Source organism: Enterococcus sp. AZ048, from assembly GCF_051715125.1.
Classification (GTDB): Bacteria; Bacillota; Bacilli; order Lactobacillales; family Enterococcaceae; genus Enterococcus_A; species Enterococcus_A gilvus.
Genome location: NZ_JBIOTD010000001.1, coordinates 86762 through 106111, shown reverse-complemented (window position 1 = coordinate 106111; position 19350 = coordinate 86762). Strand labels below are relative to the sequence as shown.

Here is a 19350-nt window from a genome sequence, read left to right as displayed (position 1 = left end):
ACGGGGAACAGCGAGCGGAAATCACACTTTATTTTCGCTCGCTGATTCTATGAAGGAGGAAAATCATGAGTATGCTTGGTTCACTCGGCGTCCTGCTTGGCGTTGCTGCCATCATTTACTTTTCACTTAAGGAGATCAATATCATCATTGCTGCCCCTTTGGCAACCGTGATCGTTGTTCTTTTGAATCAAATGGATGTCGTAACTTCTCTATTAGGAAATCAGCCAAATAACTATATGGGCGCACTGTCCACCTATATTCTAAATTATTTCGCCATTTTCTTACTCGGATCGATCTTGGCTAAATTGATGGAAGCCAGCAATGCGACGGTCTCGATCGCCGATTTCATTTTACAAAAAGTCGGGTATGACAATCCCTATCGAGTATTAGTAGCAATCTTTATCATTAGTGCGATCCTAACTTACGGCGGGATCAGTTTGTTCGTCGTCATGTTCGCAGTGCTGCCCTTAGCAAAATCACTGTTCAAAAAAATGGACCTTGCTTGGAATTTGATTCAAGTACCTTTATGGCTGGGAATAGCAACGATCACGATGACAGTCTTACCGGGAACACCCGCGATCCAGAACGTGATCCCGATCCAATATTTGGATACCTCCCTCACTGCGGCGGCGATTCCTAGTATTTTAGGCGGGATCGGCTGCGTGATCTTTGGTTTGTTTTACATGAACTACACGCTGAAAAAAAGTTTAGCCAAAGGAGAAAACTTCTCCACTTACACATCGGGTGCTCAAACTGAAGCTTCCGATCGTAAACAGCCCCCGTTTATTGCCAGTATCATGCCATTGACCATTCTAGTTCTTATCGCGATCTCAGGCAGTGTATTGGGGAATGATTTCATCAAAAAAAATATCATCTACGTTGCTTTGATCGTGGGTATTTTATTGGCATTGATTCTCTTTTACCGTTATATTCCAGATAAAATCGGTTCATTAAGTGTCGGTGCGACTGGTTCCGTTGGGCCGATCTTTGCGACTTCTTCTGCTGTGGCTTTTGGTGCGGTAGTGATGATTGCGCCTGGCTTCAAAATCTTCTCTGACTTGATTTTGAATATTCCCGGCAGTCCCTTGATCAGTTTGACCGTTCTAACTTCTGCGATGTCCGCGATCACAGGATCTTCTTCTGGTGCATTGGGAATCGTGATGCCAAACTTTTCAGAATATTATTTATCCACTGGGTTGAATCCCGAAATGATCCATCGCGTTGCAGCGGTTGCTTCAAATATTTTGACGATTGTTCCCCAAAGTGGCGTATTATTGACCTTCTTGAGCTTGACTGGGTTGAATCATAAAACTGGCTTTAAGCAAGCCTTTACGACTGTTTTTATGGGAACCCTGATTGCTGAGATAATTATCATCATTGTTGGTTCATTGATGTATTAAAAAATCTTCCGCTTAAAGTCCTGCTTTAAGCGGAAGATTTATTTTTTTACATATGAATCGGCAGTCCCAGACCAATCTCACTGGCATCCATCACCATCTCAGACAATGTCGGGTGTCCGTGGATCGTCAGAGAGATGTCTTCCAATGTTAAATAGGCTTCGATGGCCAGCGTGAGCTCCGCCACTAGATCACTGGCATTGACCCCAACGATCTGTGCCCCTAAAATCAATTCGGTCTCTGCTTCAAAAACCAATCGGACAAATCCTTCCGTGGCATTCAATGACAACGCTCGACCATTGGCCTGCATCGGAAAATTCGCTGTCTTAGCCTTGATTCCGGCGGCTTTTGCTTCTGCTTGCGTATAGCCGACCGTCGCCACTTCTGGATCAGTGAAGCAGATGGCCGGAATCGCCCGATAATCCTTCGCGACATTTTTCCCGCTAATGACTTCTGCGGCGACTTTTGCTTCGTAGCTGGCCTTATGCGCCAGTGCCAACCCTTCGACAATGTCTCCGATGGCAAAAATCGTTTTCTGGGAGGTTCGGTATTGTTCATCCACTTTGATCAGGTTTCTATCCGTCAGCGTAACTCCGGCTTTTTCCAAACCTAAGTTTTCCGTATTCGGTCGCCGCCCAACCGTGACCATCACATAATCCGCTTCGATCGTTTGCGTCTTGCCTTTGATTTCAACTTCTACCGCCACACCGTTTTTCGTTTCGACGGCTTTTTTCGCCTTCGCATTCGTGAAAATTTTTACGCCATTTTGTTTAAAGCGTTTCGCAACGATTTCGGAAATATCCTTTTCAAAATTCGGTACGATAGTCGGACTGCCTTCGATGATCGTGACTTCTGAGCCGAGATTGCGATACGCGCCGCCTAGCTCTGAGCCGACGATCCCGCCGCCAATAATGATCAGCTTCTTCGGGATTTCCTTCAAATTCAATCCGCCAGTGGAATCCAATACACGCCCTTCAAACTTGAAGCCTGGAATCTCGATCGGGCGGCTGCCGGTTGCAACGATCGCCTGTTTGAATTCCAGTTTTTCTTCGCCGTTTTTGGTGGTGATCGTCATACTTTGCGGACCGGTAAATTGCCCCCGACCCATGATCACGTCTACACCATTCTTCTTTAGAAGCATCCCTACGCCAGAGGTCAACGTCTTCACGACTTGCTGGTCTTTCCATTGCTGCGTCTTGGTAAAGTCCAGTTGTGCATCCTTCACACTTAAGCCTAGAAAATCAGAATGCTGCGCTTCTTGATAACGATGTCCCGCCGTGATCAGTGCCTTGGACGGAATGCAGCCCACATTCAAGCAAACGCCGCCGATATGCTCTGCTTCTATTACCGTCACTTTTTGTCCCAATTGTGCCGCACGAATGGCCGCCACATACCCGCCAGGTCCAGCGCCGATCACGACTGTTTCTGTTTTTTTCGTCATATTCGCAATCCCCCTACAGTAACAAACTCATTGGATTTTCCAACAGCTCAACGATCATACTCAAGAATGCTGCGGCAGGCGCGCCGTCAGCGACCCGATGATCGAAGGATAGGCAAAGATTCAAGGCTGTAATCGTTGCGGCCTGCGGTCCTTCCGGCGTGTTCTCCACTACCAATTTTTCGTAGCTTCCGCCAACGCCTAGGATTGCCACTTCTGGTAAATTGATGATGGGATTAAAGGTTTGCACTTTGCTGCGGCCCAATGAACTGATGGTAAAGGTCCCCCCGCTCATTTCCGCCGGCAGCAGCTGCCCATTGCGCGCCTTTTTCGTGGCCGCTTTTACGGCTGCAGTCAACGCACTTAATCCCTTTTGATCCGCTTTTTCTACGACCGGCACAACTAAACCTGCCTCCACAGCAACTGCGACACCAAGATTGACGTGGTCAAAACGCTGAATCCCGTCTTCGTAGGCATTCGCATTAAACTCTGGATAGGCTTTTAGCGCGACCATCGCTGCTTTTGCGATGATTTCTAAGAAGGACAAGCGTTCGTCGGTCCGTTCTTCCACCATCGGCACTAATTGTTTTCGTAATTCGATGACGTTTGTCAGATCGACTTCGGCATTCATAGTGACATGTGGAATCGTCTGCTTGCTTTCTGACATCTTGTCTGCGATCGCTTTGCGCATGCCGCTCCACGGAATTCGTTCACCTTCCGCGGCTTTCGGCATTGGCGCCGCAGCTGCAGGTGCTTGGTATTCCTTCACATCTAACGCTTGGATTCGGCCTTTTGGTCCCGAGCCTTGGATCGTCTGTAGATCAATGCCCTTTTCACGGGCGATTCGGCGAGCTGCGGGTGTTGCGCGAACATTTGTTGTCGCCACTGTCGTTTCTTCGACTGGTGCACCTGTTTCCGCTACTTTCTCAGCTTTGGCTTCTTCCGCCGCTTCTGGTTCAGCTTCAGCGCCTGGCATCTCCGCCGGAACGTCTTCCCCGGCTTCACCGATGTAGGCGATCACGGAGTTCACTGGCGCACTATCCCCATCGCCGATATATTTTTTGAGTAAGATTCCTTCATCATAAGCTTCCACTTCGATCGCGATTTTATCCGTCATGACTTCAAAAATCGCTTCACCGACCTCTACGGAATCGCCTTCATTTTTCAGCCATGTCGTGATCGTTCCAACATCCATCGTGGAACTCAACTTTGGCATCAATACTTCATTCGCCATTTTTTCCGCCCCCCTATGCCATCAGTCCGCGACAAGCGTCGACAATGTCTTCAACCTGAGGAACTGCTTTTTTCTCAAGCTCTGGATGGTACGGCATCGGAATTTCTTGGCCGGCTAAACGAATGATCGGCGCATCTAAGAAATCAAAGCATTCTTCCTCTGCGATCACACTAGCTAATTCGGCACTGAATCCGCTGCGCTTGACTGCTTCCGTCACAACGACCGCTCTCCCTGTCTTAACAACCGAATCAATAATCGTTTGCTTGTCCAACGGAACCAACGTGCGTGGATCGACCACTTCGATTTGGATGCCTTCTTCTGCCAAAATATCGGCTGCTTCCAGTGCTTTATGCACCATGATCCCTGTGGCTACGACAGAAATATCTGTTCCTTCTCGTTTCACATCTGCCACACCGATCGGGATCGTATATTTTCCCTCTGGCACATCCGACGTCGTCCGATAGCAGAGCTTGTGCTCATAAAACATGACTGGGTTGTTGTCTTCGATGGCTGCGTGCAGCAGACCCTTCGCATCATAAGCCGTTGCCGGTTGAATGACTTTTAGACCAGGAACATGAGCTGTCCAGTTTTCCAAACTTTGCGAGTGCTGCGCTGCAGCGCCTGTTCCTGAGCCGCCAGGAGTCCGCATCACCAATGGAATCTTGGCTTTTCCGCCATACATGTAGCGAATCTTCGCTGCTTGGTTGACGATTTGATCCAGAGCGATCGTAATGAAATCCGAAAACTGAATCTCAAAAATCGGCCGCATCCCCGTCATCGCGGAACCCACGGCAGCGCCCGCGATCACCGATTCAGAGATCGGCGTGGAACGAACCCGCTCTTCCCCGAATTCCTCTACCATCCCGCGACTCACACCAAACGCGCCGCCATAAACGCCGATGTCTTCGCCTAACATGAAAATATCTTCATCTTCTCGCATCGCTTCAGACATCGCTTCTCTGACTGCTTCCGCGTAAGTGATTTCTCTCATTATTTTGCTCCTCCTATTTCGTACTAAAGTATTTATTTTTCTAAAGGAAAAATAAGTTTGATCGTCATCGCGCATCCCATTTTACTAGCTTGCTAAAGCAAGAAGTAAAACTGGCAAACCGGTATCCTAATCCGAATAAACGTCTTCAAACATCGTCTCGATCGCCGGCATCGGGCTTTCTTCTGCAAAGGTCACCGCGTCTTCGATCGCTTGTTTGGCTGCTAAACGAATCTCTTCTGCTTCCTCTTCCGTGAAGATCCCTGCTTCCACAAACTTCTCACGAGCCAATTTGATTGGGTCATGATTCTTGCGCCAGTCTTCTTCTTCTTCCTTCGTGCGGTATTTCTTCGCATCGGATTTTGAGTGGCCTTTCCAACGATAGGTCATGGCCTCGATCAGGGTTGGACCTTCCCCCCGACGGGCTTTTTCGACCGCATCATAGGTCGTATTGATGACCTCGATCACGTCATTTCCTTCGATCGTGATCCCTTCGATCCCGTAGGCTTTCGCCCGCTCTGACAAACGCTCCACATTCATCATGGTTTTGAAGGGCCCGCTCATTCCGTATTGATTGTTTTCAATAAAGAAGACCACAGGCAATGCCCAGATTGACGCCAAGTTCAAGGATTCATGGAAGCTCCCCTCATTGGTCGAACCGTCGCCAGCGTAGGCCAGCGCCACCTTGTCATCCCCTTTGATCTTTGAAGTCAACGCAGCGCCCGTTGCGATCGGAAATCCGCCGCCGACGATCCCGTTTGCGCCAAGATTTCCTGTATCTAGATCGGCGATATGCATGGAGCCGCCTTTCCCATTGTTGGTTCCCGTCGTCCGACCGAAGAGCTCCGCCATCATTTCATTGATATTCGTCCCTTTGGCGATGGTTTGTCCATGCCCGCGGTGCGTGGCGGTGATCCAGTCCGTTTTTCTCAAAACAGCGCCACTGCCCGCCGCGGTGGATTCTTGTCCGACTGCCAAGTGAGTCGTTCCGTGGATCAAGCCTTTCGCAAATAATTGATCGACCTTCTCATCAAAGAATCGGATTTCCCACATTCTGCGGTAAAGCGTTATGAACGCTTCATCCGTCAATCCTGCTCGATTCGGAATCGAGATGTTTTCCGTTGCTGTCATCATTTATGCGCCTCCATTTTATTTATCTTCTTCTACTAACGTTTTCGCTGTCTCTTCATCGGTGATCAGCACATTGACCAAATTCCCTCTCAGTGCCGCCCGTATCCCGCTGACTTTTTCCTTGCCGCCAGATATGCCGATCCGCTTTGGTATCTTCTTCAATTCTGTCAAACTGATCGCTAATACGCGGTCGTTCCACGTACACTCTGCAAGTTCGCCCTCCTCATCAATAAAGTTGTAGCAAATATCTCCCGACACATTGCCAGCAGATAATTCCTTTCTCAGGGGTACTTCTTCATTTGGCAAATATGCTTTGGTCATCGTGGAATAGGCAGGCAGGCCGCCGATCCCGACTAACGCGATATCTGCTTTTTTCCCTTTATCAAACACGTTCTTGATAAACGATTGTGCCATAAATACTTGTTTGGCTTCCGCTGAATCCACTGTGATCGGCGCATGCAGCTCCAACACCGAGCCGCCGCTCTTTCTGGCAAAAATCTCGCAGACCACGTTGGCTTGTAAAGCGGTGTGCTCTTGCCCTAATCCGCCAACCAGCGGAATAAAACGAACATTCTCCATTTGATTCTTCGGCAAAAAATTTTGCGCCGCTTCATGGACCACCATTCCGGCTGAGACCCCGACCGTTTCATTTCCTGTCAGGATGCGAGACAAGTATTTACCCGCTGCGATGCCTATGCGTTTGTTCAGCATTTCTGCCGCTGCCGGTGCAATGCAGATCACTTCTTCCAACTCAAACTTCTCTACCAGTTTTTCTTCTAATAGACGATACGGATGAACCAGATCGTCATGAATAATAATTTCTACCAATCCTAAAGAACGCGCCTTCGCCAAATATTTAGAAACCAGTGAGCGGCTGATGTTGAATTTTTTCGCCACTTCCGATTGCTTGGCCCCTTCTTCGTAATACATTGAAGCAATCTCCGTCAGTAATCGGGCATCGTCGGAATAACTCATCTTTATTCCCTCCTATAACGATTCTCTTTTATTTGCGACCAGATATTATCATATGTTCCTATATTTAACATATGTCACACTGTCATCATAAGAGTCGACGTCGCAAGTGTCAACGCTTTCACCAAATGATTTCGTTCACAAGCGCATCTTTATCCGATGTTCCAACGGCGCGGTTTTCGGAACAAATGTCACGGCATTTCACAATGATAGAAGACCAGCGATTTTCCTTTGCTGCAGGTCGCCCGACAGAAAAAATAAATCACTGGCCTTCATTCATTCGTATTTTGCTAGGAAATTTTCTCAAGCAGCTGCTGGCAGCAAGTATCCATATTGAATTTCGTAATGAACGGGGTGCCGTCAATGATTGGCCGCTCGGTCGTAAATTGAGGCTGACCGATCGCCACGATCGCTGAAATGTCTTCTCCCACTTCTGTCACATCATAGATGCTTTCTCCGACGACAGAAACATCGGAGATTCCTTGTTCCTTCATATAGGTGTCAATGTAGGTTACTGCAAAGTTTCGTTTGTTTTCTGACGTCCCCGTGACCACTAAAATAGTTTTCATATGCTCTCCTTAATAGGTTCTTCCCCCATCTGCTAGAATGATCTGTCCATGGATATACGAACTCTCTGGACGTGCCAAGAACAAGGCCAAGTTCGCGATATCCTCTGGCTGACCGATCCGCTGAATCGGGATTTTCTTTACTAACTCTTCTCGACTGGCATCATCTGGATAGAGGGTATCCAGTATATCCGTCTGGATCACCCGCGGCGCGATCGCATTCACGTTCACTCCTCTTGGTCCAAATTCCTTCGAAGCAGCCCGCATCAAGCCATGCTGTCCCGCTTTGGAAGAAGCATAATGCATGCCGCCGCCGGTCCCTGTGATCGCTGAACCAGAAGTAATAAAGATGATTTTCCCTTCCTGTTCCAGGATCGGCCCAGAGAATGCCTTCAAGGTGTAAAACGAGCCGTCCAAATTAATACGCAAGACACGCTGCCATTCTTCAATCGAAATATCCTCCATCGTATGCAAATAACTGATGCCGGCATTGATAACTAAAATATCGATCCGCTTGAAATGCGCCATCGCTTGCTGGCTCGCCTTTTTGACCGCTTCAGGATCTGAAACATCGGTTTTGATGAATAGCGATTCAGAAAAACGTGCGGAAAATTCGGCCGCCGTCTGTTCACCGCTGTCTTGGTCAAAATCTACGATCACTGTCTTCGCGCCTGCTGCGGCGAATGCTTCGGCGATCGCTTTGCCGATGCCCTTAGCGGCACCAGTGACTACTGCTACTTTCCCTTTCATGCGCCTGCTCCTTTAGCTCAAAATATCCACGATCTTTTGTACGTCTGCTTCGATCCCGATCCCCGTCAAGAAAGACAGCGCGCGAATCACTGGGATATCCTCACTCTCGTAGGCCGTCGTCGTCACGACAAGATCCGCACCATGGATTTTCGACGGCAGCTCGGATACTTTACACTGCTCCACTGTTGCCGGGATATTGTTCTTTTCTAACTCTTCTTTGACGCGCATACACACCACGGTCGATGTGGCGACACCTGTGCCGCAAGCAATTAAAATATGTTTTTTATTCATTCAACTCGGCTCCTTTGATCGTATTGTCTGGGTCATCTTTTCCTGTAGGCAACCCATACTGCTTTTTAATATCGTTGCGTGTCCAGAACCATAAGGCACCGTACATCACTAAGGCGATTGCCCCTGCCATAAAGGCCGGCAGATTGGACGGATCGATCAGCTTCAGCATGATCCATAACGTGATATGACTGCTCATGTCGATCCCTGAGATCATCGTTGCCCCTTCAGGAAAAGCAAAGCCTACCGCGTGAGCCATCGTCGTCGTCAAAGCCCCTAAATTGGTCGCGATGAACAAGACGATACAAACAGAAGCGATCGAATTCAACAGCCCTCTGAAAATATTTCCCTTTGACGCTGCCACCGACCAAATCACCGTAAACGGCAGCACGGCCAAATCAGCGAAAGGCAAGAGACGATTAAACGGTAAGACAGCCGCGAGTAAAATCGTGATCGGTACCATCAGCAGCGCCACTGTAATGATCGCCGGATGTGCCGTCACTACCGCTGCATCTAGCCCAATGTATACTTCTTTTCCTGGGAAACGTTTTTGAATAAAGGTTTTCGCTCCTTCTGCGATCGGAGAAAGCCCTTCCATTAATAGTGCCACCATTCGCGGCATCAAGATCATAACTGCCGACGTTTGGACACCCAATTGGATGATCGCTTGCGAATCATAGCCCGCCAGCAAGCCCATCCCAACTCCTAATACCAGGCCGATCATCATCGGCTCGCCGAAGATACCCAGGCGGTCCTTCAAGTTTTTCGCGTTGATATCGATTTTATTGATGCCCGGTACCTTGTCCCACACACGATTCAGCGCATAGGTCAAAGGCGCAAAATTCACCGTCTCCCCGTGGGGCAATGATATGCCCGGAAGACCAAAGAAATGCTCCACCGCTGGCGCCGTCCAATCGGCCAATTTAAAGATCACAAACGTATTGATCAGTGAGCAGACGATCGCGATCCAAATCGAGTTTGTCGCATAATAGATCATCGCACCGGGGAAAATCAAATGCCAATAATTCCACAAATCCACGTCCATCGTTTTTGTCAGGTTAAATCGCAATAGAATAATATTAAAAATAAAAATTACTGGGATCAAAACCACTGCGATCGGTGTTGCAAACGTGATGGCTGCTCCGATCGGCCACCCGACATCCAAAATATCTAATTGCAGTCCCAAGCGTTCGATCATGGCTTGAGAGGACTTGCCGATAGAATCTGAAAGCAAGCCGATGACTAGATTCAAGCCCGTAAACCCGATCCCTACCGTCAACCCCGCACGAAACGATTTACTCAGTTTTTGACCGAGCACCAACCCAAAAACAGTCAAAATAATTGGCAGCATCGCGGCTGCACCAAGATCCAGGATATAGTTAACTCCCGCTTTTAACATATCTACCATTGTTATTCTCCTTTACTGAATAGTTTTCAATAATTGTTCCACCTCAACAACCTTCTCTTTTGACTTGAGCAACTGTAAATTTTTTTCATCCTGACATAGCAGCATCAGCTTTTGCAACATCGCCAATTGATCTTCTGGCTCTTTGATCGCCAGCATAAAAACAAGCTCCACTTCTAAAAAAACATCCTTGCTGGCCATCATCTCAAAGCGCACAGGCTTCTCCAGTACTCCTACCAGAAACCCTTCCTTTTTCACATGGTCCGAATCTGTATGAGGGATCGCAACGCTGAGTCCTTGCGTGGGAAGGCCCGTCGGAAAGACTCGTTCACGCTCGATGACCGCTGGTTGATAGCTCTCATAAACAAAGCCGGCATCAATCAAAACCGCACTCATTTCAGCGAGCAGCGCTTCTTTTTCCTCTTCATCGAAGGAATAATATAAAAATTTCTCATTCTCTTTTCTCAGTAATTTATTCATAAGGAAATCCCATCACTTTATCTTCTAATTTTTTTAACTGACTCATGACCGCTTCTTCCGATCGACACTGGTCCATCAATGTTAAAAAATCCTCTGTTGCTAAAATCTCTGTGAAATAGTACAAACACGTCCCGATCGACACACCCTCCGGCAGTGAAAAAGCAATCACGTACTTTACCGGATCATTCTTTTGGTGATTGAAGGCGACAGGCTCTTTTAAACGAACAAAGCTTGCGCCGATTTTCTTCGCCCCATGAGAAAATTCGGCATGGGGGATCGCTACTCCCGGAGAGATCACGATATAGGAATCGTAATCAACCACCATTTGGATCATGGCTTGGATATAATCGGGGGTGATCAGATCATCTCGCAGCAGCAATTTCCCTGCGGCTTCCACGGCAAATTGCCAGTTGCTGCTGTGTTGCTCCAACAGGACACGGTCTGGCGTCAGTATGGAGGTCAACCGACAGATCTCTTCGCTTTCCTCCGTTAGACGTTCGTTCAATTGATTAAATGTTTCGATGTCACTTAGAAAATTTTGGTATTCGCCATCGTCAATGTATTTTTGGATGATCGGCAAAAATTCTTCGATCATCGCCTCTTCTTTCGTGATCAAGTAGCCTTTATCAATAAAATGACGCGGCTTGATCTTATACAACACCTTTTGGATACGCACAATATCCTGTTCTGTCAAAATCGGGTTCACCAGAACCACCGGAGAATGCGCGACAGTCAATGGGACTGTACTGACGATCAGATCTTGGTCTTCTGGTTGACTCTTTTGAAGTGCGTGTGAGGAATCCACCGACACAATGTCGATTTGCGGAAATGCCGAGAGCAGCTTTACTTTGATCAATTGCGCGGTCCCGCTGCCAGAATTACAGACGATCCGTAAACGAATGGGACCTTTGGAATGGGTGTTGTGGCTGTTTTCTACGATCGCCATGACATACATGACGATAAAGGACAATTCATTCGGCTGCACATCAATCGCTAAAAACTGTTCGATTTTTTCCAAGTTTCGCTTTACGACCTCAAACATTTCTGGGTACGACTGATAAATCTCATCAAAGAGGACATTCACGACGCTGTCATTCAACGACAGACGATAAATCAATAATTTCAAATGATTTTCCAGCAGATCAAACAAATCGCTGTTCAAATAGTATTTGATCTCCATTTCCCTCGCCAAATTAAAAATAAACTCATTGATAAGAATTTGAATCTCGATCGAATCGATCTTCCGTCCATTATTTTTTATATAGCTTTTTCTCCGTAAAATAGAGATCAGATGGCCGAGCTCTCCCTCTCCAGCCGAAATGGCGTAACACGTTTCGATCTTTCTTGCGATCGTCTTGGCAAAATTGGATTTCGAGCTTTCCATCATGTCATTCAAGCGTTCGGAAGCCTCGATCGGATGATTGAATTTGATTCGTTCAATCATGATGATCAAGTAGCAGATCATCTCTTGGTAGGAAAAATCAGACAATTGCAGCTGTTCTTCTTTTTCGGCCTCCATCAACAGCAGGCTTACCGTTTGGTACCGATTGTCTGGATCAATGATGTCCAGCAATAAATTTTGGAAGATGTTGTTCTCCCATCCCAACGCGTAATCGTACCCATAATCAAACAGACCGTTGAAGATGATCAGTTTTGTCATCGCGTTTCGGATCTTCAGCTCATTTCCTGCCACCTTGTACCCTTTACCGATATGAGAAAGCAAGACGAGGTCATTCTTCGCAAACCATTTTTTTAGCGCTTCGATATCGCTGACCAAGGTATTTCGACTAACTAAGAGGTATTCGGAGAGATAATACGTCGTTACATAATCATGACTGGTGATCAGAAGCAGTGCCAATATGGTCCGGCGTTCGTCGAGGGTTAAGTGATACTGTTGAAAAGAAGCATAGGTTTTGAAGAGTTCTTTTACATTGACCTCCTTTGGTATTTTCAAATAGCCGTCTTCTAAGTAGATCCCCTTGCCTACATGGCTATTCTCTAATTGATAATTGATCTCTTTCAGATCGTTCCGAATCGTTTGTTCAGAAACCTTAAACAACTTGGCATAATTGACCAAGGAGTCTTCCTTTTTATGCAAAGCATCCAATAAAATTTTATTGATCCTTCTGTTCATCCCTCTCACCTCTACACATTTAATTGTATCTGCCTCCTATTATTTCACAAGACCAATCCTTTTTGTTCGATTCTCAAAAGAATTGTGATAGCTCAAAAAAGGCGGGCTGTGCTACTCTTGGGATACTAGTTGTCTGGAATATTTTTTATAACAATTATAAAAAGAAAGAAAAGGAGGGTCTACCATTGAAAGCCTTGAGAAAGCTAGCCAGCGGTTTTGGAAATATGGCTCTTTGTTCGGTTAAAAAGCCAACAGCAGAGGAAAACGACGTTATTATCGATGTTCTTTATAGTGGGATTTGCGGATCAGATATTCATGCATTGAAGGGAGAATATAACAAAAAAATACCTTTGACACTCGGTCATGAGTTCATTGGTATAGTTTGCGAAACAGGAGATAAAGTGACAAATCTACAAATTGGAGACCGCGTTGTAAGTGAGACAACCTATGAAGTTTGTGAAATTTGCCCTTACTGTCTAAAGGAAGAATACAATCTATGCAGCCAACGTAAAGGCTTAGGCACACAAGTAGATGGAAGCTTCGCCAACTTTGTTTCCGCAAAAGCGGCGCGCTGCCACAAGCTTCCCCCGGAAGTATCTGATGAAACTGCTGCCTTGATGGAGCCCCTTGCTTGCTGTATCCATGCAACGATGGAAAAAACAAGCATTCGATCCGATGAGAAAATTGCCGTTTTCGGACCCGGACCGATCGGTGTGTTGCTGGCCTTAGTCGTACAGTCACTAGGTGCAGAGGTCACGCTCATCGGGATTTCAAAGGACCAAAAAAGATTGGCTAAAGCCAACGATCTAGGTCTCTCCCAAGTCATCGACAGCCAAGTGACCAAGCTGTCGACACTTGTCAGCGATCAAACAGACGGACATGGTTTTGATCAGGTCTTTGAATGCTCCGGCAGTCCAAAAGCCTTGCAGCAGGCGCTAGAAATCGTAAAGAAAAAAGGAACGGTCATTCAAGAAGGCTTGTTTGCACAAAACCCGGTACCGTTGGATATGAGTCTTCTTCTGAACAAAGAAATCCAGCTCATCGGTTCCCGCACACAAAAACCAAGCTCTTGGAAAAAGACCCTCGAATGGTTAACAACAGCAAACGTTGATCCTTCCTTGATCGTTACGAACATCCTGCCCCTTTCTGAATGGGAAAAAGGCTTTGAATTGGCAATGAATGGCGACGAATTGAAAATCTTGTTGAAGCCCGAATAAAAACGCTGGTTTATCGAGGAACCTCGATAAACCAGCGTTTTTTTATTTATGCTATTTCTTCCATTCGTCGACTTCTTTTTGGTGTTCTTTGATCCAGTCTTGTGCTGCTTGAGAAGGGTCTTTGCCTTCATTGATCGCTAACATGACACTTTCCATGTCCTTTTGCGTCCAATTGAAGTTGTCCAATACCTTGTACGCTTCTGGCTGATCTTTCTCCAGCCCTTTGCGTGCCATTGTATGGATCGCTTCTTCGGTTCCCATAGCGCCTTTTGGATCTTCTAAATATTTCAACCCATATTTTGCGAACATCCAATGTGGCGACCAGCCTGTGATCACGATTGGTTGTTTTTTCTTGATCGCTTGACCAAGAGCAACGGTCATCGCACCAGATGAAGACGTAGAAACGTTCCAATCCGCTAGATTTGGATAAGCCTTCACGGTATTTTCAGCCGCATTCACAACACCTGCGCCAGGCTCGATCCCAGTGATGGTCTTGTTGGCTTGATCTGTCAGGTCCGCGATGGAATTCACATCCATGTAGTCAGGAACAACGATCCCAACTTTCGCCCCTTTCAGATTCACGCCAAGATCATCGACTTGATCTTTGTATTGTGCAAATTGAGATTTGTGCGTGTTTGGCAGCCAAGCGGATACCATCGCGTCCGACTCCCCTTTTGCGACAGATTCCCACATGATCGCATTGTCTAACGGTGTCATGTTGACGTTGTAGCCCATTTCCTTCAATACTTCTCCGACGACGTGTGTGGAAGCAACTTCTGTGTCCCATTCCACGTAGGTCAAATTGATCGTCCCTTTGTTTTCTTTTGAGGCTCCGCCTAATCCAAAGGAAGCCAGTAAGACGATCGCTGCAACGACACCTGCTGCGATACCGATCTTTTTCTTCTTCGGCATTTTTTGAGCAGATTGTTGTTTTGGTTTGTTGATGTTTTGTGTGAAACGGTCAATGATGATCGCCAAGATAACCAAAGCCAAGCCGTTTACGAAACCATTCCCGACTTGTGCACGCTGCAAGGCGGACAAGACGCCGCGACCTAGACCGGGTGCACCGATCATAGAGGCGATCACGACCATAGATAAAGCCAACATCGTTGTTTGGTTGATACCGGCTAAAATCGTGCTTTTCGCTAATGGCAATTCTAACTTGAATAATTTTTGTTTCGCTGTTCCACCGAATGAATCAGAGGCTTCCACCAATTCTTTCGGAATTTGACGAATCCCTAAGTTGGTAAAACGAACTGTTGGCGGCAACGCGAAGATCACTGAGGCGAATACCCCTGGGACCATCCCGATACCAAAGAACGCGACCGCAGGAATCAAATAAACGAAACCTGGCATCGTCTGCATAAAGTCCAAGATCGGCGTGATGATTTTCTTTGCTGTCTCATTTTTCGCCATCAAGATCCCCAATGGTACCCCGATGATGATCGATAACACACTCGATAAAAGAACCAATGTGACCGTGCTCATCAAGTCTGTCCATAACCCTTGATTATAAATGAAGAGCAATCCGATCAACGTGAAGCTCGTCAATCCCCATTTCTTATTTGAAATGAAAAAGGCGGCAACTGTTAATGCTAAAATAAACAATAATGGCGGGATCATCGTTAATAGACTGGTCATCCCATCCATTAAAAATTGACCAATGTGCTGTAAGGCTGAGAACAATCCGGAGAATGTTCCTGTCAACCAATCTGTAAAGCTCTCTACCCAATTTGCGACGGGCAAGGCTTGTTGTAAAATATTAAACATCCATCTTCACCTCTTCTGTCTCTGTATCTGCCAATGCTTCTAACACACTTCCCCGAATAACGACGCCGACTAAGCGATCGCCTTCTACTACGGCCAAGGGTGCTGGCGAATCAAAAATCAGATTAAAAATATCAGTGACCAACATATCTTTTGGTATCCGACGGACATTTTTATCGATGACGTCTTTAATTTCTAAATTATTCTTCCGTGCTTCACGGGCTTTGTCTGCTGTCAGACTGCCCTTCAGCTTACGCTTGCGGTCTACCGCTAAAAGCATGCTGACTTCTTCTTTCCGCATCCGATTCAAGGCAACATTTGGACCGTCGACTTCGATATTGGTCGTCAATGCCGGTACCATGATGTTTTGTGCCGTCAGAACCTTCGAACGATCGACATCCTCTACGAAATCACGAACATATTGGTTCGCTGGATGTGTCAGAATTTCTTCCCCTGTTCCGATCTGCATGATTTGTCCGTCCTTCATCAAAGCGATGCGATCGCCGATGCGTAACGCCTCATTCAAATCATGGGTGATGAAAATAATTGTTTTTTGCACGTTGGCCTGCAAATCCAACAATTCATCCTGCATCTCGCGGCGGATCAATGGGTCCAACGCTGAGAACGCTTCGTCCATCAACAGGATCTCTGGATCGTTGGCTAACGCCCGCGCCAATCCAACCCGCTGCTGCATCCCACCGGATAGTTGATTTGGGTATTGATCTTTAAAGGTCAATAACCCTGAGTTGTCTAATGCTTGTTCTGCCTTGGCTTGGCGCTCTTCTTTCGGCACGCCTCGCACTTCAAGACCATACTCTGTATTTTCTAAAATCGTACGATGAGGAAACAGTCCGAAATTTTGGAAAACCATATTGATTTTATGGCGGCGTACTTCTCGCAACGCTTCTTTATCCATTTTGGCAATGTCTTCACCATCGATATAGATCTCTCCAGAGGTTGGATCGATCAACCGATTTAATAAACGAATCATTGTGGATTTTCCGCTGCCAGAAAGTCCCATGATAACAAAAATTTCCCCTTCATTGACTTCAAAACTTGCATCATATACACCAACAGTCGCACCTGTTTTTTCTACAATTTCGTTTTTGCTGCGATTCTCTTGAATCATCGCAAGGGCTTGTTGCTGTTTTTTCCCAAATATTTTAGTCAGATGTTCTACCTTAACTTTACTCAAATTTATATCCTCCTTTAACAAAAGTGACCATACAACACTAACATCATGTGGTCACTTTGTCAAAGAAGATGCTGAAAATTTTCAGAAATAGTGGAAATACGCCCTAAAATGCCGCCTCCTTCAAAAATTGCCAAAAAAAGAACCTAACGTCAGACACTAGGTTCTTCACATATAAAAACAGCTCATGCTTCACGATTTTCCGTAAATACATTCATCGGATCATACTGTTGCTTCAGCCCTCGCAATTTATTCGCCGTCGGTACAGACCAGACACGCATCGTTTCCTCATGACTGGTATCACTGGAATAGGCACCATAGACCCCTTGACCAAATTCCAAAATAGGCTGGAACAATTGGATCGCCTCCGCCGCGGAGTCCTTGTTGAACCAATAAGCGATCATGATCTCCGCATCCCTAAATGACCACGCATTGAAATCGGAAGTTTTCTCATTCACAGCGCCGCCAAGTGCACGCAGTTCAATGCCATAAACAAAATCTAGCTCAAGAAGCTTTTCTATTTCAGCAACGATTTCATACGGAATATCCGCCACCAAGGTATTTTTCCCAAAAGCGGTATTTTTCCCTTCGATCCGTGCATGCTCGTCTGGGAAAAAGTCTGCATAGTTCATCGCAACTTCCGTATTCGCGGTGCTATCACTTAATTGAAGTGCCTGTGCCAACACTTCTTTTGCTTGCGGTGTCTCTTCCCCGTACCAAAAGTTTCTCGCTTGGACTGTGACCGTTTGGTCCGCGCCTCGATTCAACAACATGATACTCGTTAGTTGGTTGGAGGCCTGCTTGAACCACCCATGCCACGCTTGGATGAATTCAAAAAGGTCCGTTACCGTGTAGCTGATCGTTTGAACGATGATCGGTGTAGTGAACACGGGATTTGTCGATACGACCGTATCCGCCTGGAAAAGAAATTCCGTCACCACGCCAAATTGCCCGCCGCCGCCTCGGATTCCCCAAAAAAGCTCCGGCTCGTGTGCGGCATCCACGACATGTTTTTCACCATCCGCGGTAATGATCGTCGCACCGACCACGCAATCGATCGTAAGTCCCATGGCCCGTACGACTGTTCCCATCCCGCCAGAGACGGCCAGACCGCCAACGCCTGTATCTCCATGATCGCCACTGGAAAGAACCAAGTGATCGGCGTGCAGCTTCGTCGCAACGTCTCCCCAAAGAGCACCTGATTGGATACGGACGAGGCCTTTTTCTTTATCGACAACGGTTATTTGGTTCATTTTCGAGAGATCAAGAATCAGTCCGCCATCATTGACTGACGTCGCAGACAACCCATGGCCTCCGCTTCGCACGGAAAATGGAAACGGCGCTTCCTGCCCGTGCTTCACACTTGCGGCATAGGTGATCGCTTCACTGACCTGTTCTTCTGTTTCTGCTAAAAGGACGATTTTTGGCTGGCCGACTTTATAATCATTTGAACGAACGGTATCGTAACGAGGGTCTTCTGGAAATATCGCGATTTCTTTGAGCGAATGCGGCAATTCGTATAGATTTTTTCCCATGATACATCCTCCATTTCACAAAAGGGTCGTTTATTAGGAAATTGTCTCATGCTCGCTAAGAATAGTAAAAGAAGAAGGCTTCAAATTAAAAAGCGTTATCATTTTCTTGCGATTCAATTCTGACCAATCAAAAAAAAGACCCCTCACGGTCCTTTTTTTGATCCGGCAACACTAGGGATAAAACAACCGCTGCATCCGTTGCAAGACCAATTCGTTCCCTACAAAAAACAATGTGTCGCCGGCACAGATCTTCGCATACGGACCCGGTGACAACAGCAGCTCATCCTTTTGCTGGATCGCAATGATCGTCGCCCCGGTCTCGTGCCAAATGTTCAGCTCATTGACCGTACTTTCGAGGTGGGCCGCCTCGGATGTCAGGGTCAATTCATACGGAGCGAAGGGCGCACCGTTGTGGACGCGTTTTGTCTGAGACAACAATTGATTGAGCAAGTGGCTGACATTGTCCAATTCTTGCTTTTGCTTATCGACACTGGCCTGAATGTCGTTTTTGATTTCTTGAATCGTTTGTACGTCTTGGTACTTTTCAAAATAGGCCTGCGCTTTTTCCCGCGACAGAACGTAAGCGCCGCTGCCATGACGCACTTCCATGATCCCAAGATCGACTAATACATTGATGGCTTTTCGAGCCGTTTCCGGCGACACATTGAAGTTGCTGGCAAGTGTCGAACGCGCGTGGATTTTTGAGCCTACTTGGTACCGTTTGTCCGCAATTCGTTCAGCGATCTCTACTGCTACTTGCTGATACCGCGGAAGTAAGACCCGCTTTTTGTTTTCCCCTTCCATTTCGATCCCTCCTAGTTCGTCTATCATTCCGTTAAAGTGACTTAGCCTTAAA

Annotated in this window: 17 protein-coding genes; 2 read left to right on the top strand and 15 right to left on the bottom strand. The window is 46.7% G+C overall.

Features of this window, described 5'->3' with window-relative positions; genetic code table 11:
- Positions 1–65 precede the first annotated feature (65 nt).
- Entirely contained in the window at positions 66–1400 is a 1335-nt protein-coding gene (locus IGI66_RS00520; protein WP_301516455.1) for a GntP family permease, read from the top strand.
- A gap of 46 nt (positions 1401–1446) precedes the next feature.
- Here IGI66_RS00520 and lpdA read toward each other — a convergent pair whose 3' ends face one another.
- From lpdA to IGI66_RS00465, 11 genes are all read right to left on the bottom strand, one after another.
- Positions 1447–2838, bottom strand: a complete 1392-nt coding sequence (gene lpdA / locus IGI66_RS00515; protein ID WP_438846990.1) for a dihydrolipoyl dehydrogenase — start codon at positions 2836–2838, stop codon at positions 1447–1449.
- Between the two features lie 13 nt (positions 2839–2851).
- Entirely contained in the window at positions 2852–4069 is a 1218-nt protein-coding gene (locus IGI66_RS00510) for a dihydrolipoamide acetyltransferase family protein (RefSeq protein WP_438846988.1), read from the bottom strand.
- A 13-nt stretch (positions 4070–4082) separates the two neighbouring features.
- Positions 4083–5060 carry an alpha-ketoacid dehydrogenase subunit beta gene (locus IGI66_RS00505; RefSeq protein ID WP_288226261.1) on the bottom strand — a complete coding sequence of 326 codons (978 nt, stop codon included), beginning with the start codon at positions 5058–5060 and terminating at the stop codon, positions 4083–4085.
- A gap of 126 nt (positions 5061–5186) precedes the next feature.
- Positions 5187–6191, bottom strand: a complete 1005-nt coding sequence (locus IGI66_RS00500) for a thiamine pyrophosphate-dependent dehydrogenase E1 component subunit alpha (RefSeq protein WP_438846986.1) — start codon at positions 6189–6191, stop codon at positions 5187–5189.
- Between the two features lie 15 nt (positions 6192–6206).
- Positions 6207–7163, bottom strand: a complete 957-nt coding sequence (locus tag IGI66_RS00495; protein WP_086305940.1) for a sugar-binding transcriptional regulator — start codon at positions 7161–7163, stop codon at positions 6207–6209.
- Between the two features lie 287 nt (positions 7164–7450).
- The gene (locus IGI66_RS00490) at positions 7451–7729 is read right to left on the bottom strand and encodes a hypothetical protein (RefSeq protein WP_010782156.1); all 279 of its coding nucleotides are present in this window, start codon (positions 7727–7729) and stop codon (positions 7451–7453) included.
- A 9-nt stretch (positions 7730–7738) separates the two neighbouring features.
- Entirely contained in the window at positions 7739–8476 is a 738-nt protein-coding gene (locus tag IGI66_RS00485; RefSeq protein ID WP_314579787.1) for an SDR family NAD(P)-dependent oxidoreductase, read from the bottom strand.
- Positions 8477–8488: 12 nt separating this feature from the next.
- Positions 8489–8767, bottom strand: a complete 279-nt coding sequence (locus IGI66_RS00480) for a PTS sugar transporter subunit IIB (RefSeq protein WP_010782158.1) — start codon at positions 8765–8767, stop codon at positions 8489–8491.
- Complete coding sequence (locus IGI66_RS00475; RefSeq protein WP_010782159.1) at positions 8760–10172, bottom strand: PTS galactitol transporter subunit IIC; 1413 nt, start codon at positions 10170–10172, stop codon at positions 8760–8762. Before IGI66_RS00475 ends, IGI66_RS00480 begins: the two co-directional genes overlap by 8 nt.
- Positions 10173–10184: 12 nt before the next feature.
- Positions 10185–10649 carry a PTS sugar transporter subunit IIA gene (locus IGI66_RS00470; protein WP_010782160.1) on the bottom strand — a complete coding sequence of 155 codons (465 nt, stop codon included), beginning with the start codon at positions 10647–10649 and terminating at the stop codon, positions 10185–10187.
- A complete protein-coding gene (locus tag IGI66_RS00465) occupies positions 10642–12783 on the bottom strand; it encodes a BglG family transcription antiterminator (RefSeq protein ID WP_301521246.1) in 2142 nt (713 codons plus the stop codon). The genes IGI66_RS00470 and IGI66_RS00465 overlap by 8 nt, the downstream gene beginning before the upstream one ends.
- A 185-nt stretch (positions 12784–12968) precedes the next feature.
- On the opposite strand from IGI66_RS00465, the gene IGI66_RS00460 reads away from it, so the two are divergent.
- A complete protein-coding gene (locus IGI66_RS00460; RefSeq protein WP_438846981.1) occupies positions 12969–14000 on the top strand; it encodes a zinc-binding dehydrogenase in 1032 nt (343 codons plus the stop codon).
- A gap of 51 nt (positions 14001–14051) precedes the next feature.
- On the opposite strand, the gene IGI66_RS00455 is transcribed toward IGI66_RS00460, so the two are convergent.
- The 4 genes from IGI66_RS00455 to IGI66_RS00440 form a co-directional block, all read right to left on the bottom strand.
- Entirely contained in the window at positions 14052–15770 is a 1719-nt protein-coding gene (locus tag IGI66_RS00455) for an ABC transporter permease/substrate binding protein (protein ID WP_010782163.1), read from the bottom strand.
- Positions 15763–16962, bottom strand: a complete 1200-nt coding sequence (locus IGI66_RS00450; protein WP_010782164.1) for a quaternary amine ABC transporter ATP-binding protein — start codon at positions 16960–16962, stop codon at positions 15763–15765. Before IGI66_RS00450 ends, IGI66_RS00455 begins: the two co-directional genes overlap by 8 nt.
- A 182-nt stretch (positions 16963–17144) precedes the next feature.
- Positions 17145–18494: an FAD-binding oxidoreductase gene (locus IGI66_RS00445; protein ID WP_438846979.1), complete on the bottom strand. Its 1350-nt coding sequence runs from the start codon at positions 18492–18494 to the stop codon at positions 17145–17147.
- 171 nt (positions 18495–18665) lie between these two features.
- Positions 18666–19298: a GntR family transcriptional regulator gene (locus IGI66_RS00440; RefSeq protein WP_010782166.1), complete on the bottom strand. Its 633-nt coding sequence runs from the start codon at positions 19296–19298 to the stop codon at positions 18666–18668.
- Between the last annotated feature and the right edge of the window lie 52 nt (positions 19299–19350).